The sequence below is a fragment of the Bradyrhizobium sp. genome (assembly GCF_035309285.1).
Classification (GTDB): domain Bacteria; phylum Pseudomonadota; class Alphaproteobacteria; order Rhizobiales; family Xanthobacteraceae; genus Bradyrhizobium.
Genome location: NZ_DATGFH010000048.1, coordinates 50,643 through 74,443 on the forward strand (window position 1 = coordinate 50,643; position 23,801 = coordinate 74,443).

Here is a 23,801-nt window from a genome sequence, read left to right on the forward strand (position 1 = left end):
CACCCTACGCTTTCTCTATCTGACCACTCTCCTCCGCCTCCGCCCGATCCACCACAGCATCAAATTCCAGCTCACGCAGGTCGCAAGCGCGAGGCTCAGGCCCAAGGCGGAGCCGAGATTGAGCGCGCCGAGATGGAGCACGGCAATCGCAAGGCCAAAGCCCATCAAGCCCCAGGCGCTGTTGGCGATCACGGCCGCGGTCGCGGGTCCGCCAATGCGCGGATGCAGGATCAGCATCATGCTGGAGAACACCGCGGGAAACAGCGCGAGGATGCCGCTGACGCTGGGGCCAACACGGCCCGACAGCGTGACGACAGCAGCGACGAGTGTTGCGACCAGCGACGCCCGCAGCGGCACGTCATACCAGCGGCGCGCGATCGGCGGCATCCTGGCGTGGCGATAGCGCTGCATCAGCGGCGTGCAGATCGCAAACGCCAGCGCATTGATGATTAGGCCGCCGGTCAGCGACCAGTGCGACGAGCCGACGACGGCGGCAATGGCGATCCACACCGCGGCCGCCGCGCCATAGCTGATCAAAAGACCGTGCCGCTGCGCCAGCAGCGTGTAGGTGAGCCCAAGAAAGATGGTGGCGGCGTTGATCGGCAGGCTCGAAAGCGCGCCCTGCGCAATGAAGGCGGAGTCATGATCCAGCGCAAGGAAAACGTAGGACGGCCCGGCCGAGATCGGCAGCGTCGCCACCAGCGCGCCGATCACAGGCCCCGAATGCTCGGTGATGAAGGACGCCGACACCACGAAGGCGGCGGCGACGATCATGCGGAAGACGAGGATGAGATAATAGGCCAGGTCGGGGGACATTTCTCTTCTGTCGTCCCGGCGAAAGCCGGGACCCATCCCCCGCCGCGTTTCGATTTAGGACGGCGGGGTTAAAAGCCGTCGCAATAACCACTGCCTGTGGTTATGGGTCCCGGCTCGGCGCTCGCTACTTGACGGCGCTACGCGCCGCAAGGTGCTCGCTTGGCCGGGACGACGGCGGACTAGATCCGCTTCATGTTCACCGAAACCTTCGGGCCGTGCTTGATGGTCTGATAGACCACGCAATAGCGCTCGGTGAGCTTGAGCAACAAATCGAGCTTGTCCTGCGGCGCGTCGGTGTCGAGCTCGAAGCGGACGCGGATCTCCTCGAAGCCGACCGGCGCCTCCTTGTCGACGCCGAGCGTGCCGCGAAAATCGAGATCGCCTTCGGCGAACACCAGGCCTTTCTTCAAGGGCATGTCGATCGCGGTCGCGACCGATTTCAGCGTGACGCCGGCGCAGGCGACCAGCGCTTCCAGCAGCATGTCGCCCGAGCAGAGCTCGAGCCCGGAGCCGCCGGTTGCAGGATGAAGGCCGGCGACCGCGAGTGCCCGGCCAGTCTCGACCTTGCAGCTCAGGCCTTCGCTCTCGATCGAGCCCTTGGCTTTCAGCGTGATGATCGCGGCGGAGGGATCCTGCTTGTAGCGTTCCTTGATCGGGGCCTGCATCGCGCGAAGTTCGGCGGCGTCCATCGTTGTTCTCCCGGCTTTTGTCTGTTGCCGGGTATAGCGGCCACACACGAACGTGTCAGCCCGCCGGCCACGCCGCACCCCGCTGCAGCAGGATCATGCCATCCGATCCGGGATCGCCCGCTCTTGAAAAATCTTCCGCCAATTCAATAATTTGGTGTCGCGCAAGAATCGGCGCTCGACCGGCCGGCGCAAGGTCGCAATGGCCGGCCGCCAAGCCGCTTTTCAACAATGTCCCCGTGACAGCGCGGACGGGGTCCGATATCCGGATAAATGATGGACAATCTGGTCGCAAAACCGACACCCGGCACCGACACCGGCTTTGACTCCGAACGGGTCGCGGCCGCGGTCGACGCGCTGGCGGAGAAGCACGCCGGCCGCGAGGACGTGTTCCGCTCCTCCGTCGCGCAGATGCTCAAGGCCGAATTGACCGCCGCGCGCGCTGCGGCGCAGGCGCAGCTCCTGAAGGACCGCCACGGCCGTCGCTGCGCCGAGCGGCTCTGCTTCGTGCAGGACGAGATCATCCGCATCCTGTTTGCGGCGGCGACGCAGCACCTCTACCGCTCGCCGGTGCCCTCCGGCGCCGAGCGCATGGCGGTGGTGGCGACCGGCGGCTACGGCCGCGGGCTGATGGCGCCCGAATCCGACATCGATCTGTTGTTCATCCTGCCCTACAAGCAGACCGCCTGGGGCGAGCAGGTTGCGGAAGCGATCCTGTATTGCCTGTGGGACATGGGGCTCAAGGTCGGGCACGCCACCCGCTCGGTCGATGAATCGATCCGGCAGGCTCGCGGCGACATGACCATCCGCACCGCGATCCTGGAGACGCGATACCTCGCGGGCGACAAGCCCCTCTACGATGAGCTGGTCGCGCGCTTCGACAAGGACGTGGTGCAAGGCACGGCCACGGAGTTCGTCACCGCAAAACTCGCCGAGCGCGAGGAGCGGCATCGCCGCGCCGGACAGTCGCGCTATCTGGTCGAGCCCAACGTCAAGGACGGCAAGGGCGGCCTGCGCGACCTGCACACCCTGTTCTGGATCGCGAAATATGTCTACCGCGTGCGCGAGACCGACGAGCTCCTGGAGCGCGGCGTGTTCGACGCCCATGAGTACCGCATCTTCCGCCGCTGCGCCGATTTCCTCTGGTCGGTCCGCTGCAACCTGCATTTCCTCACCGGCCGCGCCGAGGAGCGGCTGTCGTTTGACCTGCAGCGCGATATCGCGGTCCGGCTCGGCTATACCTCTCATCCCGGCATGCAGGACGTCGAGCGCTTCATGAAGCATTACTTCCTGGTAGCCAAGGACGTCGGCGACCTCACCGCGATCCTGTGCGCCAAGCTGGAAGACCAGCAGGCCAAGCCGGCGCCGGTGTTGAGCCGCTTCATGGCGCGGCTGCGCCCCGGCACCGCGCGCAGGCGCGTGCCCGACAGCGACGACTTCATCGTCGACAACAACCGCATCAATCTCGCCGCGCCCGACGTGTTCAAGCACGATCCCGTCAATCTGATCCGGTTTTTCCGGCTGGCGCAGAAGAACAACCTCGCCTTCCATCCCGACGCGATGCGCACGGTGACGCGCTCGCTGAAGCTCGTGAATACCGAGCTTCGGGAAAATCCCGAAGCCAACCGCCTGTTCATGGAGATCCTGACCTCGAACGACGCCGAGACCGTGCTGCGGCGGATGAACGAGACCGGCGTGCTCGGTCACTTCATCCGCGCCTTCGGCAAGATCGTGTCGATGATGCAGTTCAACATGTACCACCACTATACGGTGGACGAGCATCTGATCCGCTGCATCGGGTTCCTGCAGGACATCGAGCGCGGCAGCAACGAGGAGCTGACGCTCGCAAGCGACCTGATGCGCAAGAGCCGGCCCGAGCATCGCCTGGTGATCTATATCGCTGTGCTCCTGCACGACATCGCCAAGGGCCGGCCCGAGGATCACTCGATCGCGGGCGCCAAGGTGGCGCGGCGGCTCTGTCCGCGGCTTGGCTTCTCGCCGGGCGATACCGAGCTCGTGGCCTGGCTGATCGAAGAGCACCTGACCATGTCGACAGTGGCGCAATCGCGCGACCTCTCCGACCGCCGCACCATCGAGAATTTCGCCGGCGTCGTGCAATCGGTCGAGCAGATGAAGCTGCTCACGATCCTGACCACCGCCGACATCCGCGGCGTCGGCCCGGGCGTGTGGAACGGCTGGAAGGCACAGCTCCTGCGCACCCTTTACTATGAGACCGAGCCGGTCCTGACCGGCGGCTTCTCGGAAGTGAACCGCGCCCGGCGCATTGCCGCGGCACAGGCGGAGTTCCGCTCCGCCTTCACCGAATGGCCCGAGGCCGAAGTCGACGCCTATATCGGGCGGCACTATCCGGCCTACTGGCTCAAGGTCGAGCTGCCGCGCAAGATCCGTCACGCCAAATTCGTGCGCGCCAGCGAACAGGCCGGCCACAAGCTCGCGATCAATGTCGGTTTTGACGAGACGCGCGCCGTCACCGAGCTCACAATCCTCGCCATGGACCATCCCTGGCTGTTGTCGATCATCGCCGGCGCCTGCGCTTCCGCCGGCGCCAACATCGTCGACGCCCAGATTTACACCACGACCGACGGCCGCGCGCTCGACACCATTGCGATCTCGCGGGAGTACGATCGCGACGAGGACGAGGGCCGGCGCGCGACCCGCATCGGTGACATGATCGAGGAGGTCCTGGAGGGCAAGCTCCGCCTGCCGGAAGCCGTGGCGCGCCGCGCCGCCGGCCGCGGCAAGCTCAGGCCTTTCGTCGTCGAGCCGGAAGTCACCATCAACAACCAGTGGTCGGAACTCTACACCGTCATCGAGGTCTCCGGCCTCGACCGGCCGGGTCTGCTCTATCAGCTCACGACCGCGCTCTCGAAGCTCAACCTCAACATCGCCTCGGCCCATGTCGCGACCTTCGGCGAGCGGGCGCGCGACGTGTTTTATGTCACCGATCTGCTCGGGGCACAGATCAATGCGCCGACGCGGCAGGCTGCGATCAAGAGCGCGCTCTTGCATCTGTTGTCGAGCGACGACGCGGTGGCGAAGCCCGCGGCTTGAGCTATCTGGTCCGTCATTCCGGAATCATCCGAAGGACCAGGCCCGGAATCTCGAGATTCTCAGGTGCGCAATTGCGCACCATAGCTCGCGCTTCGCGCGCCCCGGAATGACAAACGCTCAGAACTTCGTGATCGGCTCGAGCTTCTCGCCGGAGCGGAACGCGCGCAGCGGCGCGGTGTCGCTGTAGACCACCTCTTCGGCGATCTTGCCGTCGCGAATCCGGAATTTGTCGACGCCGCGCCAGGAGAAACGCGCACCGTTCACATTGCGCGTGGTTTGCCATTCGACGATGACGACATCGCCGCGCGAGGTCCAGTCGAGCAATTGCCAGACGAAATCCGGCGCCGACGCGATCTGAACGTCCAGCAGCTTTGCGAGCTCGCTGCCCTTGATCGGCCGATCGACCAGTGGCGTGCGCAAGGTGCCGTCGGGATGCCAAAGCTCGAGAAACGCGTTGCCGTCGAGCGCGGCAAAGGCCGCAGCCAAGCGCGTCACGAAATCCTGCACGTCTTCGGTGGTCATGTCGTCGTCTCCCTGTTCGAGATGATGGAGACGCTAGCGGCGCTGCGCAAAACCGTCTGGCGGTTTGCGGACCTGACCATTTTTATGCGCCGGGCTTCAATTCCACACCCTCATGCGTGAGCAGCCAGCGCTTGCGCGCGAGCCCGCTGCCATACTTGATCAGCGCGCCATTGGCGCCGATCAGACGATGGCACGGAATCACCACGCTGATCGGGTTCGAGCCATTGGCATGTCCGACCGCGCGCATCGCGTTCGGCGAGCCGAGCCTTGCGGCGAGCGCGCCATAGGTCATGGTCGAGCCAACAGGGATCTCAGGCAGCGCCGTCCAGACCTTGCGTTGGAACGACGTGCCGGCGATGCGCCAGTCGATGGTCTTCAGCGAATTGAGATCGCCGCTGAAGTAATCCGTCAGCGCCGACCGGATCGCCTTCGGCGCACGCGCCTCGTGCAATTCGACCGCGCCATATTGCAGCCGCAGCAACTCCGTGATGCGCTCGGCATGGTCTTCCCAGTCGAAGGCGCGCAGCGTGCCGTCGCCGTCGGAGACGATGAGCGCCGGCCCGATCGGGGTCTTGAGGCGATCGACCGCAAAATGTTCAGGCGGCTTTCCGCGCATCAACCTCGTCCTCCGGCGCGGCAGCGGACGCTGCGCCCGCGGCCCACAGGTGCAGCGCCGCATAGGCCCGCCAGGGCCGCCAGCGCTCGGCGCGGGCGAGCAGTTCATCGGGCGACGGCCGGCGCCCGCCGGCATCCGCCATCGCCCGCAACAGACCGACATCGGCAGCCGGAAACGCATCCGGCTCGCGCAATTCGCGCATCGCGATGTATTGCGCGGTCCATTCGCCGATTCCCGGTAGCCGGCGCAGCTTGGCGATCGCTTGCTCCAGACTCGCGCCGCGGCTGAAAATCATGGGATCATCCGAAATCGCTTTCGCCAGCGCAATCAACGCCCGCGCCCGTGCGCCGGGCATGGCAAAGGTTGCGGGATCAGCGGCTGCAATGGCCTTCGGCAATGGAAACAATTGGCTCGGGCCTTCGCCATCACGCATCGAAGCCGGCAGCGGCGTGCCATAAGCCCGCACCAGCCGGCCAAGCAGCTTGGTGGCGGCCGGCACCGTGATCTGCTGTCCGCAGATCGCACGCATGGCGAGTTCAAAGCCGTCCCACGCGCCCGGCACGCGCAGGCCGGGTCGCGCAGCGACGAGCGGCGCGAGCCTCGGATCCAGCGCCAGATGCACACCGATCTGGTCGGGATCGGCGGCGAGATCGAAGACGCGGCGCACGCGCGCGATGATCGACGGCAACGCCGCCATGTCGGAGAAACGCACGGTGACATCGGCGCTGTTCTTGCCGGCAGGCCGCACCGTGATGACGCCGCTGCGCTTGCCGAAGGCGATGCTGCGCCGGTAGCTCTCGCCCGCGACCAGCTCGACGCCGGGGATCGCACGGGCAGCGAGATACGACAGCATCGCCTCCCAGTCATAGGGCGGCCGATAGGCCAGACGAACCGAAAGCGCATCCGCCTCGCGCCGCGCCTTGTCGCGCGTCCTGCGCAAGCTCGCGGGTGGACGGGCGAACAGGTCGCGGAACGTCTCGTTGAAGCGGCGGACGCTGCCGAAGCCCGAGGCGAGCGCGACCTCCGCCATCGACAGCGAGGTCTCGTGAATGAGCTGCTTTGCGAGCAACACCCGCCGCGTCTGCGCGATCGCAATCGGCGAGGCGCCGACATGCTGGCGGAACAACCGCCGCAGCTGCCGGGCGCCAACGCCAAGCCGATCGGCGAGCCCTTCGACGTCATCGGCGTCAAGCCCGCCGGCCTCGATCAGCGCCAGTGCCCGCGACACCGTGTTCGAAGTGCCGCGCCAGAACGCGAGCTCCGGCGAGATTTCGGGGCGACAGCGCAGGCACGGACGAAAGCCCGCCTCCTGCGCGGCCGCCGCCGAGGCGAAGAAGAAAACATTCTCGAACTTCGGCGTGCGTGCAGGACAGATTGGCCGGCAATAGATGCCCGTGGTCTTCACGCCGACGAACAGGCGGCCGTCGAAGCGGGCGTCGCGGGTCGAGATCGCGCGGTAACAGGCGATACGGTCCATATCCATCACCAAGCGATCGCCCTCATCTGCGGGGCGCTTCCGCCCGTGGAGCGCGGCCGTCATTTCTGAAAGATCAGGCATGTGGTCGTTCCATGGGCCAGCAACCGTCCCTCGCCGTCGGTGATCCTGCCCTCGGCGGTGCCGACGCGACGGCCGCGGGTCAGCACGACGCCTTCCGCCTTGATCATCCCCGTCTCAGGCGTGATTGGCCGCACCAGCGAAATCTTGAACTCGAGTGTGGTCTGGCCAACGCCCTGCTCGAGCGTGGACTGCACCGCCAGCCCCATGCAGCTATCGAGCAGCGTGGCCGCAAAGCCGCCGTGCACCGTACCCGCGGGATTGAGATGGCGGTCACTCGGCTGTGCGGTGACAACGACGCGCCCGCTCTCCGCCTCGGCAATATCGTAGCCCAGGGTCTGCGCGATGGTGTTGAGCGGCAGTGATCCGTTGGCGAGCCCCTGGACAAATTCCAGGCCGCTCATTTGCTTGCGTCGATCGGCGTCGACCGTCCCGTAGGTCTTCTTCATCAGCGAACCATCATCCATCGCAGTGGTGCTGTCTCGCGGTTTTCGGACATGGTCATTTGTGCGATCCGACGGGTGCGCAAGACCGCCGCACTCTCTCCGTCGCTCATGCTGGCGTCCACCCGAAAACTGCGAGCGCGTTGGTCGCGCCTGCCGGCCGCGGCCTCCTGCCATCACGTCGATTTTGCTTTGTTTGGCATAAGGTTATGGACATTTTTGCGCTGCACATCTTGCATTGCGGCATAGGTTCCTCCATCATCCACCGCGACGATGGCCAAGACCATCGGACCATCACGACCTGCACATGAGGAACGCATCAATATGAGTAGTACTTTTCTCCGTCTCGCCGGCGCTGCCACACTGGCCATTGCCCTGTCGGCGACCTCGGCGCTCGCGCAAAAGAAATACGATACCGGCGCCACCGACACCGAGATCAAGATCGGCCAGACCAATCCGTTCAGTGGCCCGGCTTCCGCCTACGCCACCATCGGCAAGACGCAGGCCGCTTACATCAAGATGATCAATGATCAGGGCGGCGTGAACGGCCGCAAGATCACCCTGATCCAGTATGACGATGCCTACAGCCCGCCGAAAACCGTCGAACAGGTGCGCAAGCTCGTTGAAAGCGATGAGGTGCTGCTGACGTTCCAGCTCCTCGGCACGCCACCGAATGCGGCCGTGCAGAAATATCTCAATGCGAAGAAGGTGCCGCAACTGTTCGCGGCGACCGGCGCATCCAGGTTCAGCGATCCCAAGAACTACCCCTGGACGATGGGATTCAACCCGAACTACTTCGTCGAGGGGCGCATTTATGGACAGTACATTCTGAAGAACCACCCGAACGCCAAGATCGGCGTTCTCTACCAGAATGACGATCTGGGCAAGGACTATCTGAACGGGCTCAAGGCGGGCCTTGGCGACAAGGCGAAGAGCATGATCGTGACGGAAGCCTCCTACGAAGTCTCCGATCCGACCATCGACTCGCAGATCCTCAAAATCAAGGATTCTGGCGCCGATCTGTTCTTCTCGGCCACGACGCCGAAACAGGCTGCGCAGGCGATCAAGAAGATTTACGAGCTCGGCTGGCACCCCGTGCAGATCCTGGACATCAATGCGACCTCGGTCGGCGCTGTGATGAAGCCGGCGGGGCTCGAGGCCTCCAAGGGCGTGATCAGCACCGGCTATGCCAAGGATCCGGCCGATCCGACCTGGAAGGACGATCCCGGCATGAAGAAATATCTCGACTTCATGGCCAAGTATTATCCCGATGGCGACAAGGAATCGAACTTCAACGTCTACGGCTACATCACCACGCAGTTGCTGATCCACGTTCTCAAGGAGTGCGGCGACGACCTGACCCGCGCGAACGTGATGAAGCAGGCGACGCACCTGAAGAACGTTCAGCTCGACCTGACGCTGCCGGGCGTCCTCAACAACACCACGCCCACCGACTATCGGGTGAACAAGCAGCTCCAGATGATGAAGTTCAACGGCGAGCGCTGGGAGCTGTTCGGCCCGATCCTCGAGGACACGGGTGCGACGGGGTAAGCACGACGACCATCCGTGAAACGATCGGCGGCCTCACCGGGGCCGCCGATTTGTTTTTTCCGCTCGTCATTGCCGGGCTTGACCCGGCAATCCATCTTCAAAAATGCGCCTTTCACTCGATGGATGCGCGGGCCTTCGCCGCGCCGAAGGGGCTTCGGCCCCGCAGGCGGGTCAAGCCCGCGCATGACGAGCGAAAAGCGACGGCCGGCGGCATCACTCCGGAATCTCCCCAAAGTTCTTCCCCACCGGCAGCACGGCATGGCGGATCAGGCGGGAATCCTCGACCGCCGCCTGCCGATGCTTCACCGCTTCGCGATAGACGGGGTCGCGGATCATCTCGACGAACGCGGCGACGCTTGGATATTCGGCGATGAAGCAATGGTCCCAGCGTTCCTCTTGCGGGCCGATCAGCATCAATTCGAACCGGCCCCGCCAGACGATGCGGCCGCCGAGCCGTTCGAACACCGGCCTGCTCTCGCGCCCATAGGCGGCATAGGCTTCCGCGCCGCTTGCCTTGCGGCCATCGGGGTAGGCGGCTTCCTTGCGCAACCGGACCAGGTTGAGCATATGGATCCGCCCAGGCCGGTTGTTGTCCCGGAATAAGGCGAAAACTTCCCTGGTCGGATCGATGTGGCCCATGCGGCGCTCCCCTTTTTCTGATCAATTCGCGCCAAGCTTTAGCAAGCGCGCTGCCCCACCCCCTAATCACGAATTAACCTCTCCGTAACCGCGCCTTAAACCCTGCGGCGTTAGCGTGCGCCGGGCCTGGTGTGCGTGGCGTGGCGGATGGCGTGGGGACGAAAGAAAAAGGCGGGTGGACGCAAAGAGCCGCGATTTGGGCTCGCGGCCGCGCTTGCCGATCTGCGGCTCGACCCGAAGGACCGCATCCCCACAGCCGGCGACGACAAGCCGAAGAAGGCAGCCAAGCGCAAGCCCGGCGATGATGACGACAAGGAACCGCCGGTGGAACGAAAGTCCCGCACAGCGTCCCGCAGCAGCAATCGACGCGCGAGATCATCGTCGCGCCTGAGCCTCTCCCGCCTGATCTACTGGGGCGCGGTGCTGGGGCTCTGGGGCGCGATCGCCGTCGTCGGCGTCATCATCTGGGCCGGCGCGCATCTGCCGCCGATCCAGTCGCTGGAAATTCCCAAGCGGCCGCCGACCATCGAGATCGTCGGCGCCGACGGTACCATGCTCGCCCAGCGCGGCGAGATGGCCGGCGCCAATGTCGCGCTCAAGGACCTGCCGCCCTACCTGCCGAAGGCTTTCATCGCGATCGAGGACCGCCGCTTCTATTCGCATTTCGGCGTCGACCCCTACGGCATCGTGCGCGCCGCGATCGCCAACCTTCTGCACCATGGCGTCTCCCAAGGCGGCTCGACCTTGACGCAGCAGCTTGCCAAAAACCTGTTCCTGACCCAGGAACGCACGCTGGCGCGCAAGCTGCAGGAAGCCGAGCTCGCACTGTGGCTGGAGCGCAAATATTCCAAGAACGAGATTCTCGAGCTCTATCTGAACCGCGTCTATTTCGGCTCCGGCGCCTATGGCGTGGAGGCCGCCGCGCAACGCTATTTCGGCAAGTCCGCCCGGCACGTCACGCTTGCGGAAGCCGCGATGCTGGCGGGCCTCGTCAAATCGCCCTCGCGGCTTGCGCCGAACCGCAACCCGCAAGGCGCCGAAGCGCGCGCAAAGATCGTGCTGGCCGCGATGGCGGACGCGAAGTTCATCACGCAGGCCCAGGCGCAGGCTGCAAGCGTCCATCCCGCGATCTCGGTGAAGCCGGAGGGCGCAGGCACCATCAACTACGTCGCCGACTGGATCGGCGAGGTGCTCGACGATCTTATCGGCCAGATCGACCAGAGCATCGTGGTGGAAACCACGATCGATCCGAAGCTGCAGGGCATCGCGGAAGCCGCCGTGATCGACGAGCTTGCCGCGAAAAGCGTGAAGTTCAATGTCAGCCAGGGTGCGCTGGTGGCGATGAGCCCGAATGGCGCCGTGCGTGCCATGGTCGGCGGACGGAACTATGCCGAGAGCCAGTATAACCGCGCCGTCACGGCCAAACGCCAGCCGGGCTCCGCGTTCAAGCCCTTCGTCTATCTCACCGCGATCGAGGCCGGGCTCACGCCCGACACCATCCGCCAGGACGCCCCGCTCGATATCAAGGGCTGGAGGCCCGAGAACTATACCCGCCAGTATTTCGGCCCGGTGACGCTGACGCAGGCGCTGTCGATGTCGCTCAACACGGTCGCGGTGCGGCTCGGGCTCGAAGTCGGGCCGAAGAACGTGGTGCGGACCGCGCACCGGCTCGGCATCTCCTCCAAGCTCGAGCCCAACGCCTCGATCGCGCTCGGCACCTCGGAAGTTTCGGTGCTCGAGATGGTCGGCGCCTATGCGCCCTTTGCCAATGGCGGGCTCGCCGTCTCGCCGCATGTGGTAACGCGGATCAAGACGCTCGACGGCAAGGTGCTCTATGTGCGTCCGCCCGACGAAGCAAACCAGGTGATCGACCCGCGCAATGTTGCGATGATGAACGTGATGATGCAGCAGACGCTGATCTCGGGCACCGCGAGGAAAGCGGAGATTCCGGGCTGGCAGGCCGCCGGCAAGACGGGTACCAGCCAGGATTTCCGCGACGCCTGGTTCATCGGCTACACCGCTGATCTCGTCACCGGCGTCTGGTTCGGCAACGACGACAACTCGCCGACCAGAAAGGCGACCGGCGGCGGCCTGCCGGTGGAAGTGTGGACGCGCTTCATGCGCGCGGCTCATCAGGGCGTTGCGGTCGCGAGCCTGCCGAGCTCGCAATATGGCGGCGGTTCGACGCTGGCGCAGATCGCCTCGCAGATCACGGCGCCTGCGCCGCCCGCGCCGATTCAAGCGGGTCCCGGCGCAAGGTCCGCGCACGCGCCAGTGCGCCCCGAGGCGGCGGCCGGGCTCGACGGCTGGCTGATGGACCGGCTGTTTGGCGGGCGTCGGTAGGCGCGGCGCAAATACCATTGTCGTCCTGGCAAAAAGCCGGGACCCATACACGCGCATCTATCCGTGTTGTCGGATGATAGAGGGCCTTCCGCTCCAACGAACGCTTGGGGTTGTGGGTCCCGGCGTTCGCCGGGACGACAGCGGAGGATCGTTCGACGGTGAGGATCAATCCTCGATCCCGTAGCGATGCAGATCGTTACCGTAGGCGTCGAGCCATTTTTTGGCGCGCTCGACCGAGGGGCAAATCCGCGCCACCACCCGCCAGAACCGCGCCGAATGGTTCATCTCGACGAGATGCGCCACCTCGTGGGCGGCGAGATAGTCGAGCACAAAAGGGGGCGCCAGGATCAGCCGCCAGGAGAATGACAGCGAACCGGCCGAGGTGCAGGAGCCCCAACGGCTGGACTGATCGCGGATCGAGATCCGCTTGACGCGAACGCCGAGCTCATGCGCGTAGTCCTGCGCCGACTTTTGCAGCTCGCGCCGTGCCTCGCGCTTGAGGAAGTCATGCACGCGGCGGTCGATGAAATCGTAGCCGCCGGCGACGCAGAGGACCTTGTCGCCACTCTCGCGCGTCTCCGTCCACACCGTGCCGCGCTCGCCGGAGCGATGCACGATCCGGTGCGGCACGCCGCGAAGCGGAACGATGGTGCCCGGCTGGAACGGCGCAGCCTTCGGCAGGCGGCCGAGACGCGCGGCGATCCAGCCGCCGTGGAGCTGCGCGAAGTCTTTGGCCTCCATGATGGTGCCCCGTGGCGGCATCGTGAGGATGGCTTCGCGGTCGGTCGGATGAATGCGCAAGGTGTAACGCCGCGCACGCCGATGGCGGCGGAGGCGGATCGCAAAGACTTGCGAGCCGTGCCTGACGAGAAGAGTCGAGGGTTCGGTGGGGCGCCGGTAGAGGAGCGCGCGGGTGGCCATGTCGGTAAGTCCGGGGAGGAGCAATTCGCCCGGATTCTGCCATATCCGCCGCCATGGAAATCGTTCGGCGCAAAAACAAATCATTTGCCCAATATACAGGGGCTGGCTGTCCTGAAGTCTCTACAGGATGGGCCCGGAACCGGAATTTTTCATGTGGAACCGGTCCTCTAACGCCGCCCAAGGATTGAGTTAATACTCACTCCTTAGAAGGGTCCGAATCTGGTCTTTCCGGAAGAGGATTCAGTGGGTTAGCGCGCTCTAGCGAATCGGCCCCGCGACGAGCTCACGCTGTGATGTCGTGCCCCGACGAGTCGGGATCGCCGCCTATTCAGCGGCGAGCGCGAGCAACGACTTTGGATTCGCGGCCGACATCATGAAATCGTTGATGCGCGGCACGATCTCCGACCTGAAACGGGAACCATTGAACACGCCGTAGTGTCCGACACCCTTCTGCATATAATGAATACGACGATGCCTGGGGATCGACGTGCAGAGTCCATGCGTCGCTTCGGTCTGACCGAGACCGGAAATGTCGTCCTTCTCGCCTTCCACCGTCATCAATGCGACGCGGGTGATCTTCGAGGGGTCCACCGGCCTGCCACGATGCGTCATCTCGCCCTTCGGCAAAGCGTGCTTGATGAAGACGGTTTCGACGGTCTGCAGGTAATATTCGGCCGCGAGGTCCATCACCGCGAGATATTCGTCGTAAAACTCCCGGTGCTTGTCGGCGAGATCGCCATCGCCCTTCACCAGGTTGGCGAAAAACCGCTTGTGCGCGTCCATGTGGCGATCGAGGTTCATCGAAATGAACCCGTTGAGCTGCAGGAAACCCGGATAGACGTCGCGCATCACGCCCGGATGCGGGAACGGCACCTTGGTGATGACGTTGTTGCGGAACCACTCGATGCCGCGTTCCTCGGCAAGGTTGTTGACCGCGGTCGGATTGCGGCGGGTGTCGATCGGCCCGCCCATCAGCGTCATTGAAGTCGGCACATAGGGATCGCGGTTGGCTTCCATGATGGAGACCGCGGCCACCACCGGCACGGAGGGCTGGCACACCGCGATCACATGCGTGTTGCCGCCGAGCGCGTGCAGCATCTCGATGACATAATCGATATAGTCGTCGAGATCGAAACGCCCTTCCGACAGCGGCACCATGCGCGCATCCGCCCAGTCGGTGATGTAGACCTCGTGCGTCGGCAGGAAAGCCTCGACCGTGCCGCGCAAGAGCGTCGCGTAATGGCCGGACATCGGCGCCACGATCAGGACGCGCGGCTGCGGGCTGCGCAAGGGCCGCGCGAACGCGCGGTCGAAGTGCAGCAAGCGGCAGAACGGCTTTTCCCAGACGCTCTTGATCTCGACGCCGACGCGGATGCCGTTCACTTCGGTCTCGTTGAGGCCCCATTCCGGCTTGCCATAGCGGCGCGTGGTGCGCTCGAACAATTCGCAGGCAGCGGCGACCGATTTGCCGAATTGGGTATGCGTCCAGGGGTTCAGCGGATTCTGAAACAGGATTTTTGCGGCATCCGTCACCGCGCGCGCCGGATTGAGCGAGGCGTGCGCCATCTCGTACATCCAGTACATCGGCGTCGTCAGCGCCGAACTGCCTCCGCCCGCCAGCGGCGGTGCCCTGCCAAACTCACCAATCGGCATCTTACCCTCAGACCCCTGTTTTGCGTCGCAGCATAGTGAACAATGCCTTACAACGCGTCAATGCAGAGATCGGTATATCTACGCAGACCGCCCAGCGAACAGTCCGGGAATCCACGGGAAATTGACTTATTCCCCACCTCCAAGCAGCGATCCGTGACGGCGGGCACTGTTCAGGAGCGCCAAAAACGCCGCGAATGAAGCGACCAGCAGCGCGGCGTTGATGATCAGCGCCGAGGCCATCAGGTCGGCGCGGAAGACGTGCTCGGTGAGCAGCGCGCGCAGGCCTTCGAAGACGTAGGTCGGCGGCAGGCACCAGGAGACGTGCTGCAGCCAGAGCGGCAGCACCCTGACCGGGTAATAGACGCAGGCGAGCGGCATCAGCGCAAACATCAGCGTCCAGACAATGCTTTCGGCACCCAGGCCATTGCGCAGCACGAGGCCAGAGACGAAGATCCCGACCGCCCAGCTCGTGAAGATCAGATTGCAGAAGAACGCGATCGCCGGCAGCCCAAGGGCGAAGAAATTGAAGCCGAAGACGTAGAGCGCAAGCAGCATCATCGGGATGACGCCGATTGCCAGCCGAATGAGGCTCATGGCCATCAGCGCAGCCAGGAACTCGATCGGCTTCAGCGGGCTCATCATCAGGTTGCCGAGGTTGCGCGCCCACATCTCTTCCAGAAACGAGATGGAAAAACCGAGCTGGCCCCGGAACAGAATGTCCCACAGGATGACCGCGCCGATCAGCGTGCCGCCGGCGCGTGCGAAGAAGCCGGCGTTCTGCGCAATGTAAGTCTGCAGGAAGCCCCAGGTGATGATCTGGAGGATCGGCCAGTACATCAGTTCCATGAGCCGCGGCCAGGACGACAGCAGAAGATACCAGTAGCGCAGGATCATCGCGCCGATGCGATGGAACGAGATGCCGCGATGCAACGCCAGCTCGCTCATGACGCCGGCACCTCGACGCGGCCGCGCGCGACATCGAGGAACACTTCCTCGAGATTGGCGCGGCTGTAGCGGGCCATGATGCCGTCGGGGCTGTCGTCCTCCTCGACGCGACCCCGCTTCAAGATGATCACGCGATCGCAAAGCCGCTCGACCTCGAACATGTTGTGCGAGGCGAGCAGGATGGTGGCGTCATGGGTCTTGCGGTAAGTCTCCAGATGCTCGCGCACCCAGTCCGCCGTGTCCGGATCGAGCGAAGCGGTCGGCTCGTCGAGCAGGAGCAGCTCGGGCTGGTTGATCAGCGCTTTCGCCAGCGCGACGCGGGTCTTCTGCCCGGCCGAGAGCTTGCCGTTAGGGCGGTCGAGAAAGTCGTCGAGATCGAGGTCGGAAGCGAGCTCGCGGATGCGCTCGGCCAGATTCTTCACCGCGTAGAGTCGGCCGAAAATGGTGAGGTTTTGCCGCACCGTGAGCCGCATCGGCATGTCGACATAGGGGCTTTCGAAATTCATGCGCCCGAGCACATGCGCGCTCTCTTGCGGCATCGGATGACCGAGCACGGCGACGCGTCCCGAGGTCGGCAGCACCAGCCCCATGATCATCGCAATCGTCGTGGTCTTGCCGGCGCCGTTGCCGCCGAGCAGCCCGGTGATGCTGCCGCGCGCGATGCGGAAGGAGATATCGTCCACCGCGCGCGTCTTCTTGTACTGTTTGACCAGACGCTCAACCTCGATCGCTGCGGGTCCTGCCGGATCCGCCGCGAACAGCAAGGCAAGATTTGCATCATTTTGGGCCATGGGCTCGTTCATTGCGGCATTCCGCAGGTCCGTGCAACCTCCGTGCCCCCTCGACCGCCAATTTGTGATCGGCCGGCCACACCGCTAAATAGGACGTCATGACCGATATTGCGGATTCCGCCTTTCGCCATCCAGAGCGCCACATCCGCCTGGATACGATTCTGCGGCTGCGCTGGCTTGCCGCGCTCGGCCAGCTCGCGGCCATTTTCGTGGTGTCGCAGGGCCTCGAATTCGACGTCCCCGTCGTGCCCTGCGTCGTCATCATCGGCCTGTCGGCGCTGCTCAACCTCGCGCTCCAGATCGCGTTCAACCCGATGCAGCGGCTCGAGCCGCGCCATGCCGCTTCGCTGCTGGCCCTCAACATCATCGAGCTTGCTGCACTGCTCTATCTCACCGGCGGGCTCGAAAATCCATTCTCGTTCCTGTTCCTGGCGCCGGTCTTGATCTCGGCGACCGCGCTGCCGGTGCGGCTGACGGTGACGCTCGGCCTGCTCGCGGTCGCCTGCGCCACGGTGCTGGTGTTCGTTCACCAGCCGCTGCCATGGGACTCTGACGAACCGCTGATGCTGCCGCCGATCTATCTGGTCGGCGTCTGGATCTCGATCGTGCTCGCGATCGGCGTCACCGGCCTCTATTCGTTCCAGGTCACCGAGGAAGCGCGCAAGCTATCGGACGCGCTGGCGGCGACCGAGCTCGTGCTGGCGCGCGAGCAGCATCTGACCCAGCTCGACGGGCTTGCGGCCGCCGCTGCGCACGAGCTGGGCACGCCGTTGTCGACCATCGTATTGGTATCGCGCGAATTGGAAAAGACACTCGCCGATAATCCGTTCGCCGCCGGCGACATCAAGACGCTGCGCGAGCAGGCCCAGCGCTGCCGCGATATCCTGTCCAAGATCACCCAGCTCTCCTCGACCGGCGCGCCGTTCGACCGCATGAAGCTCTCGACACTGATCGAGGAAGCGGTCGCGCCGCACCGCGACTTCGGCGTCGCGATCAAGATCAGGATCGCAGTTACGGGAAGCCGCGAACCGGTCGGCTCGCGCAATCCCGCCATCCTCTATGGCGTCGGCAATATCCTGGAAAACGCCGTCGACTTCGCGCGCAAGGAGGTCGAGGTGAATGCGTGGTGGAACGACGATACCGTCGAGATCATGATCTCCGATGACGGCCCGGGCTTCGCGCCCGAGATCCTCAAGCGCATCGGCGAGCCCTATCTGTCTCGCCGGCGCGCAGGCGACGACGCGCCGAGCGAACGCAGTGGCCTCGGGCTCGGCGTCTTCATCGCGCGCACGCTTCTGGAGCGCACCGGCGCAAGGGTGTCATTCAGCAACCATGCATTCCCGGACCACGGTGCGGTGGTCCAGATCGCCTGGCCGCGCGCGCGGTTCGAGGCTTCCGAAAACAACGGTGTGCCAACGTCTTAAGTCATTCGACGTTTGGTGACCTTGGCACTGCCTTATTCGCACTCCATATCTCCAAGGCACCCTTCAACCGAGACCCAAAACCTTGACCGTGACCGCCGAACTTACCGAACATGCCGATCGCTCGCTCCTTATCGTGGAGGACGACAAACCGTTCCTGGAGCGGCTTGCACGCGCCATGGAGACGCGCGGCTTTGACGTGACCTCCTGCGACACTGTGTCCGACGGGCTTGCGCAGATCGGCAAGGCCGCACCGGCGTTCGCGGTGGTGGACCTCAGGCTTGGCGACGGCAACGGGCTTGACGTGGTTTCGGCGCTGAAGCGCAAGCGGCCGGATGCGCGTGCCATCGTGCTGACCGGCTACGGCAACATCGCCACCGCCGTCACCGCGGTGAAGATGGGCGCGGTCGACTATCTGGCAAAACCGGCCGACGCCGACGACGTCGTCGCGGCGCTGCTTTCGACCGGCACGGAGAAATCCGAGCCGCCGCAGAATCCAATGTCGGCCGACCGCGTCCGCTGGGAGCACATCCAGCGCATCTACGAGATGTGCAACCGCAACGTTTCCGAGACGGCGCGCCGGCTCAACATGCACCGCCGCACGCTGCAGCGGATCCTCGCCAAGCGCGCCCCGCGCTAGAACTCCGCGTGACCTTGCGGATCGACCAGCCGGTTGATCCGCAGCGCCGCCGCCATCCCGAAGCGCACCATCATCAGCTTGCGTGTCGGCGCCGGCAGGCGATGCTCCGGCGCGTCACAGAGCATATGCGCACCATAGGCGTCGGCGACGATCAGGCCGGTGTCTTTCGGAAAGATCTCGGGCGGGAGCGCCTGCGTGAAGGCGAAAAACAACCGGTCGCAATGGGCGCGGTAATCTTCCCATTTGTGGTCGGCGCGCAGGTCTTCGACCGAGGATTTGATCTCGACGATCCAGATATCGCCGCGCTCGTTCAGCGCCACCAGATCGGCGCGGCGGCCTGACGGCAGCGGCAATTCGGCCACGGAAGTAAAGCCGAGCGAGCGCAACAGCCGCGCGGTGCCGCGCGCGACCGCGAGCGCGGTCTCGGATTGACGGCCATCCGGCGGGGGAACCAGGTTGATGTGGCGGGCGGGCGATTCCATCGCAACATCCTAGCTGATTTCAGCCGGCTGCCGCGCAAATCTTTCGCTTGGCGGGCCGCCAAAAATGGGCAAAGTGCGCCCATGACACGGCAAACCGAGACCCAGGCCACTGAAGATCAAGCGAAGGCCGGCGCGATGATCGTGCCGGTAACGCTGTTCGAGCAGAACTGCACCATCCTCTGGCACGAGCCGAGCAAGAAGGCGGTCGTGATCGATCCCGGCGGCGACGTGCCGAAGATTCTGGAAGCGGTCAAGCAGGCCGGCGTCACCGTCGAGAAGATCTGGCTGACGCACGGCCATATCGATCACGTCGGCGGGGCCGCGGAATTGCGCGATGCGCTGAAAGTGCCGATCGAGGGTCCGCATCAGGCGGACGCGTACTTGCTCGCGCATGTGGTGGAAAGCGGAGCGCGCTTCGGCATGACGGGCGTGCGCGACTTCGTCTCCGACCGCTATCTCGAGGAAGGCGAGCAGGTCAAGATCGGCGAGCTCACCTTCGACATCCTGCACTGCCCCGGTCACTCGCCGGGCAGCGTGGTCTACTTCAACAGGGAATTGCGCTTCGCCCATGTCGGCGACGTCCTGTTCAACGGCTCGGTCGGACGCACCGACCTGCCCGGCGGCAGCCACGAGACGCTGATCAAGTCGATCATCGAGAAGCTGTTGCCGCTCGGCGACGATGTCGGCTTCATCTGCGGCCATGGCGCGGGCTCAAGCATCGGCCAGGAGCGCAGGACCAATCCGTTCATCACCGGCGAATTGTAATTGCGAAGCGCAGCCTGAGCCCGCAGCTACTTCATCAATCCCGCAGCGGTGAGCGCGCGCGTGATCACGGCGCTGACATCGATGCCGCGCCGGCGTGGTTCTTGCTTTGGCGTCGGCTTTGGTTCGGGACGCGCATGCATCATCATCAGCGGATCAAACACCTCGGTGAAGTCGGGCATCGGCACCGGGGGAATGATCGGCGTGATGATTTTGGCCGGCGTCGCGGCTTTCGCGGCGGGCTTGCGCGCCGGCTTCGCTGCGCCGTTGGATTGTGACCTCGCCGCCGGTTTCACATCCGCCCTCGCCTCCGCCGCGAGCTCCGGCTCGCGAATCCATTCGGTCAGGCCAAAGAATTTGGCGATGTGAAACGAGGAGGAAATGCCCGCCTCGATCATGAATGCGCCCGGCTCGCCGTAGCGCAGCTCGTTGTCGGCGATGCCAAGCGGCGTGCCGTGGGCCATGTCGGTGATGGTGTAGGATTCGACGATCGTCTCGCCTTCCTCATTCCACCAGACCCTGTGCGGATGGCCGTCGACCATGCCTTCCGACATCGGCGCCTGCGGCAGATGATGCACGTCGAGCCACTGCTTGACGATCTCACGGGCGTTGGCGGGTGCGACCACGCCGTCCACGGTGCCGTGCCACACCGAAAGCCTGGGCCATGGCCCCTGGTGATGCGAGGCCTTGCGCACGAGATCGCCGAGCCTGTGCGGCGTGCGGACCGGTGTGGCGCGCATGATCGTCAGCGCTTCGCGCACGTCATTGGCCACGCCGAACGGCAGGCCGGCGATAATGGCGCCGGCCGCAAAGACTTCCGGATAGGTCGCGAGCATCACCGAGGTCATGGCGCCACCGGCAGAGAGTCCGGTGATGAAGATCCGGCGCTGGTCGATGCCGTGATCGGCAGTCATGCGCGCGATCATCTGCCGGATCGAGGCGGCTTCGCCGCGATCGCGCGCGGTATCTTCCGGATTGAACCAGTTGAAGCAGCGATTGGCGTTGTTGGAAACAACTTGCTCCGGAATCAGCAGCGCGAAGCCGTAGTGCCTGGCGAGCGTGGCCCAACCGGCACCGTGATTGTAGCCGGCAGCCGTCTGGCCGCAGCCATGCAGCACCACGACGAGCGCGTGCGGATGCTGCAGCTTCTCCGGCACAAAGGCGAACATGCGCAAGGCACCCGGATTCGCACCGAAATCGCGGATCTCCACCAAGGGAGTCTCGATATCCCGACGCAGCCCAAGCTCGGGCAGCCGACCAAAACGATCGAGCTTGGGCAAACGCCGCAGAAAATCGACATTACTGGCGAGCGACACCGGCAACTCCGTCACCTCGTTCACGCGTGAATCGTGAACCCGAGCACGACAAGATAGTTGCTGCGTCGCAAAATAAAAAGGCCGTGCGCTGTCAATCCCCACTAAAACCGCGCGATTGCAGCCGATTTGCAACGGTTAACGCGCCCGCCGCGCTTGCACATCAGGCCGTCGCGCGACGCATCCATGACAGCAATGCGGCGCTGATCACAATCGAGAGTGCAAACAGTGCGATGGCGGTAAACAAAGCTTGTTGCGCGGAATACGCGGAGGCGGCGGCAAAGAATACCGCTCCGATCGCGGCCACGCCGGCCGCGTTCGCAATCTGCGCCGTGGTGCCGTACATGCCCGAACCGGCGCCAGCGCTTGCAGGCTTGACGCTCGACAGCACCGCGCCTGACAGCGGCGCCATCACCAGACCCTGGCCGTAGCCGAAGATCATCAAGACAAGCGCGAGCGTGAGCGCGCTCGGCGGCGCCAGAAAAGCAACCGTCAGCGCCAGCACCGCCAGGCCCGCAATCTGGATCGCGCAGCCTTCGATCAGGACCAGCGTGCCGCGATGCTTGGCGCGCTCGCCGCTGATGCGGGAGGCGACGACGAAGGTAAGCGCCAACGGCACGAAGACGAGGCCGGCTCTCAGCGGCGGGATCTGCAACGCCGTCTGCATGTACATGGTCATCACGAGGTAGAACGACAGATTGGCGAAGAAGAAAAAGAACGCGGCCGTCAGCCCGCGCATGAAAGGCTTGTCGGAGAGCAGCGAAAGGTCGATCAGGGGCATGCCGCCTTTTGCCGCGACGGCCCGTTCAAGCTTCACGAAGCAGACAACGATCGCGACACCCGCGGCCATTACCAACCACAGCCACGGCGCCCAATGGACGTCCTGGCCGAACAAGAGCGGCCCGATCAGGCATAACAAGCCGAGAAACAGCACTGTCGCGCCGGACCCATCGAGCCGCGTGCCGGCACGGCGCGGCACCGACGGCATGATCCGCGCCGCAGCCAGGACAATGAGAATGCCGAACGGCACGTTGACGAAGAACACCGCGCGCCAACCGACACCTGCAAGATCGAGCGTCACCAGGATGCCACCCAGCGCAAAGCCCGCCGCGCCGGCCAGTCCCAGCACGATGCCGTAGATGCCGAAGGCGCGGCTTCGCGCATGATCCGAGAACAACAGATGCAGGGTCGCCAGCACCTGCGGCACCATCAGCGCCGCAGTGGCGCCTTGCGCGAGCCGCGCTGCGATCAGCTCAGGTCCGGATTGCGCGAGCCCGCACCACAGCGAGGTCAGCGTGAAGCCGAGCACACCGGCAAGAAAGACGCTCTTGGTGCCGTAGATGTCGCCGAGCCGGCCGCCGGTCACGATCAGCGTCGAATAGGCGACCAGATAGATCGCGATGACCGATTCGATCTCGGCGGTGGAGGCGTGCAGTTCGGTCGCGATCGTCGGGATCGCGACGTTGACGATGAAAGCATCGACACCGAACATGAATTGTGCGGCGACGACGATCGCCAGCACCCACCAGCGGTGCGACGTCGCCAGGTTGGCCGAAACCATCTGATGCATGGGAAGTCCTCGCCCTGAATGTTGCATCATGAATTACGGATTTCGGTCACATCGGCGATTACCCCCGAGGTAAGGAGAGCTTCACGGCTTCGTCAGGACTGGCTGGTGCCGGCGCACGCCGGCCGTAGCGCACCGGCGGCGCATTCCGCCCAGAGTGCGCGCGCTCAAAATATGCGTCTAGTCGCTATGCCACGCGCGACTTTCCGTGGCCCGGGAAAATGCATTGCGGCTGCGCTGGCGAGCACGTTGAAAGCTCGGGGCAGGTGGCTTACCAATGCCCCCCTAAACACTGACATCACGATCCAGGGAAACGTCATGGCGCGCCTCAAATTCGGAGCCTTCCTCGCCCCACATCATCCGCTCGGCGAGCATCCGATGCTGCAATTCCGCCGCGACCTCGACTTCGTGCAGCAGATTGACGAGCTCGGCTATGACGAATTCTGGTGCGGCGAGCATCACTCCTCCGGCTGGGAGATGATCGCTTCCCCCGAGATGTTCCTGGCCGCGGCCGGCGAGCGCACCAAGCGTATCAAGCTCGGCACCGGCGTGATCTCGCTGCCCTATCACCACCCCTTCAACGTCGCCCAGCGCATGGTGCAGCTCGACCACATGACCGGCGGCCGCGCCATCTTCGGCTCGGGTCCCGGCGCGCTCGCTTCCGACGCGCATACGCTCGGCATCGATCCGATGACCCAACGCGACCGTCAGGACGAGGCGATTGCGATTATTCGCCGGCTGTTTCGCGGGGAGCGGGTGACCGCGAAAAGCGACTGGTTCACGATGAACGACGCCGCATTGCAGATCCTTCCGCTTCAGGAGGAAATGCCGTTTGTGGTTGCCTCGCAAATCTCGCCGTCGGGCATGACGCTGGCCGGCAAATACGGCATCGGCATCATTTCGCTGGGCTCGATGTCGACGCAGGGTTTGATGGCGCTGCCGACGCAATGGGGCTTTGCGGAAGACGCCGCGATGAAATACGGCACGACCATCAGCCGCTCCGACTGGCGCGTCTTGTTGTCCTGGCATATCGCTGAAAGCCGCGAGCAGGCGAGGGCAGAAG

The 23,801-nt window shown here is 64.4% G+C and carries 21 protein-coding genes; 7 read left to right on the top strand and 14 right to left on the bottom strand.

Annotation, left to right across the window (positions count from 1 at the left end):
* Nucleotides 1-15: 15 nt before the first annotated feature.
* On the bottom strand, nt 16-816 hold the full coding sequence (locus VKR55_RS10410) for a hypothetical protein (RefSeq protein WP_324402535.1): 801 nt from the start codon (nt 814-816) through the stop codon (nt 16-18).
* Nucleotides 817-995: 179 nt separating this feature from the next.
* Nucleotides 996-1,505 (bottom strand): OsmC family protein, encoded by a 510-nt coding sequence (locus VKR55_RS10415; protein ID WP_324402537.1) that lies wholly within the window; start codon nt 1,503-1,505, stop codon nt 996-998.
* Between the two features lie 273 nt (nt 1,506-1,778).
* Between VKR55_RS10415 and VKR55_RS10420 the strand changes: the two genes are divergently transcribed.
* Entirely contained in the window at nt 1,779-4,574 is a 2,796-nt protein-coding gene (locus tag VKR55_RS10420; RefSeq protein WP_324402539.1) for a [protein-PII] uridylyltransferase, read from the top strand.
* Nucleotides 4,575-4,691: 117 nt separating this feature from the next.
* Here VKR55_RS10420 and VKR55_RS10425 read toward each other — a convergent pair whose 3' ends face one another.
* The 4 genes from VKR55_RS10425 to VKR55_RS10440 form a co-directional block, all read right to left on the bottom strand.
* On the bottom strand, nt 4,692-5,096 hold the full coding sequence (locus VKR55_RS10425; RefSeq protein WP_324402541.1) for a nuclear transport factor 2 family protein: 405 nt from the start codon (nt 5,094-5,096) through the stop codon (nt 4,692-4,694).
* Nucleotides 5,097-5,178: 82 nt separating this feature from the next.
* A complete protein-coding gene (locus tag VKR55_RS10430) occupies nt 5,179-5,712 on the bottom strand; it encodes a methylated-DNA--[protein]-cysteine S-methyltransferase (RefSeq protein WP_324402543.1) in 534 nt (177 codons plus the stop codon).
* Nucleotides 5,693-7,270: an AlkA N-terminal domain-containing protein gene (locus VKR55_RS10435; RefSeq protein ID WP_324402545.1), complete on the bottom strand. Its 1,578-nt coding sequence runs from the start codon at nt 7,268-7,270 to the stop codon at nt 5,693-5,695. Before VKR55_RS10435 ends, VKR55_RS10430 begins: the two co-directional genes overlap by 20 nt.
* Nucleotides 7,249-7,716 carry a PaaI family thioesterase gene (locus VKR55_RS10440; protein WP_324402547.1) on the bottom strand — a complete coding sequence of 156 codons (468 nt, stop codon included), beginning with the start codon at nt 7,714-7,716 and terminating at the stop codon, nt 7,249-7,251. The genes VKR55_RS10435 and VKR55_RS10440 overlap by 22 nt, the downstream gene beginning before the upstream one ends.
* Before the next feature lie 318 nt (nt 7,717-8,034).
* Here VKR55_RS10440 and VKR55_RS10445 point away from each other — a divergent pair, with 318 nt between their 5' ends.
* Nucleotides 8,035-9,261: an ABC transporter substrate-binding protein gene (locus tag VKR55_RS10445; protein WP_324402549.1), complete on the top strand. Its 1,227-nt coding sequence runs from the start codon at nt 8,035-8,037 to the stop codon at nt 9,259-9,261.
* 213 nt (nt 9,262-9,474) lie between these two features.
* Here the strand turns inward: VKR55_RS10445 and VKR55_RS10450 are convergent, their stop codons facing one another.
* Complete coding sequence (locus VKR55_RS10450; protein ID WP_324402551.1) at nt 9,475-9,900, bottom strand: DUF1330 domain-containing protein; 426 nt, start codon at nt 9,898-9,900, stop codon at nt 9,475-9,477.
* A gap of 147 nt (nt 9,901-10,047) precedes the next feature.
* Here VKR55_RS10450 and VKR55_RS10455 point away from each other — a divergent pair, with 147 nt between their 5' ends.
* Nucleotides 10,048-12,243: a transglycosylase domain-containing protein gene (locus VKR55_RS10455; RefSeq protein WP_324402553.1), complete on the top strand. Its 2,196-nt coding sequence runs from the start codon at nt 10,048-10,050 to the stop codon at nt 12,241-12,243.
* A gap of 165 nt (nt 12,244-12,408) precedes the next feature.
* Here the strand turns inward: VKR55_RS10455 and VKR55_RS10460 are convergent, their stop codons facing one another.
* From VKR55_RS10460 to VKR55_RS10475, 4 genes are all read right to left on the bottom strand, one after another.
* Nucleotides 12,409-13,248 (bottom strand): M48 family metallopeptidase, encoded by an 840-nt coding sequence (locus VKR55_RS10460; protein ID WP_324402555.1) that lies wholly within the window; start codon nt 13,246-13,248, stop codon nt 12,409-12,411.
* A gap of 240 nt (nt 13,249-13,488) precedes the next feature.
* Nucleotides 13,489-14,817 carry a polyhydroxyalkanoate depolymerase gene (locus VKR55_RS10465; protein ID WP_324402557.1) on the bottom strand — a complete coding sequence of 443 codons (1,329 nt, stop codon included), beginning with the start codon at nt 14,815-14,817 and terminating at the stop codon, nt 13,489-13,491.
* Nucleotides 14,818-14,943: 126 nt separating this feature from the next.
* Complete coding sequence (locus VKR55_RS10470; RefSeq protein ID WP_324402559.1) at nt 14,944-15,762, bottom strand: ABC transporter permease; 819 nt, start codon at nt 15,760-15,762, stop codon at nt 14,944-14,946.
* Nucleotides 15,759-16,553 carry an ABC transporter ATP-binding protein gene (locus VKR55_RS10475; protein WP_324402561.1) on the bottom strand — a complete coding sequence of 265 codons (795 nt, stop codon included), beginning with the start codon at nt 16,551-16,553 and terminating at the stop codon, nt 15,759-15,761. The genes VKR55_RS10470 and VKR55_RS10475 overlap by 4 nt, the downstream gene beginning before the upstream one ends.
* A gap of 98 nt (nt 16,554-16,651) precedes the next feature.
* On the opposite strand from VKR55_RS10475, the gene VKR55_RS10480 reads away from it, so the two are divergent.
* Together VKR55_RS10480 and VKR55_RS10485 are read left to right on the top strand one after the other, a co-directional pair.
* Entirely contained in the window at nt 16,652-17,977 is a 1,326-nt protein-coding gene (locus VKR55_RS10480) for an ActS/PrrB/RegB family redox-sensitive histidine kinase (protein ID WP_324402563.1), read from the top strand.
* A gap of 82 nt (nt 17,978-18,059) precedes the next feature.
* Nucleotides 18,060-18,614, top strand: a complete 555-nt coding sequence (locus tag VKR55_RS10485) for an ActR/PrrA/RegA family redox response regulator transcription factor (RefSeq protein WP_324402565.1) — start codon at nt 18,060-18,062, stop codon at nt 18,612-18,614.
* Here the strand turns inward: VKR55_RS10485 and VKR55_RS10490 are convergent.
* Entirely contained in the window at nt 18,611-19,096 is a 486-nt protein-coding gene (locus tag VKR55_RS10490) for an MmcB family DNA repair protein (protein ID WP_324402567.1), read from the bottom strand. The two genes, VKR55_RS10485 and VKR55_RS10490, sit on opposite strands and share 4 nt — an antisense overlap.
* 81 nt (nt 19,097-19,177) lie before the next feature.
* Between VKR55_RS10490 and VKR55_RS10495 the strand changes: the two genes are divergently transcribed.
* On the top strand, nt 19,178-19,861 hold the full coding sequence (locus VKR55_RS10495) for an MBL fold metallo-hydrolase (protein WP_324402569.1): 684 nt from the start codon (nt 19,178-19,180) through the stop codon (nt 19,859-19,861).
* A 26-nt stretch (nt 19,862-19,887) separates the two neighbouring features.
* Here VKR55_RS10495 and VKR55_RS10500 read toward each other — a convergent pair whose 3' ends face one another.
* Together VKR55_RS10500 and VKR55_RS10505 are read right to left on the bottom strand one after the other, a co-directional pair.
* Complete coding sequence (locus tag VKR55_RS10500; RefSeq protein ID WP_324402578.1) at nt 19,888-21,174, bottom strand: extracellular catalytic domain type 1 short-chain-length polyhydroxyalkanoate depolymerase; 1,287 nt, start codon at nt 21,172-21,174, stop codon at nt 19,888-19,890.
* Nucleotides 21,175-21,334: 160 nt separating this feature from the next.
* Nucleotides 21,335-22,741 (bottom strand): MFS transporter, encoded by a 1,407-nt coding sequence (locus tag VKR55_RS10505; protein WP_324402571.1) that lies wholly within the window; start codon nt 22,739-22,741, stop codon nt 21,335-21,337.
* Nucleotides 22,742-23,056: 315 nt separating this feature from the next.
* On the opposite strand from VKR55_RS10505, the gene VKR55_RS10510 reads away from it, so the two are divergent.
* A partial coding sequence (locus VKR55_RS10510) for an LLM class flavin-dependent oxidoreductase (protein ID WP_324402573.1) occupies nt 23,057-23,801 on the top strand: 745 nt, incomplete at its 3' end.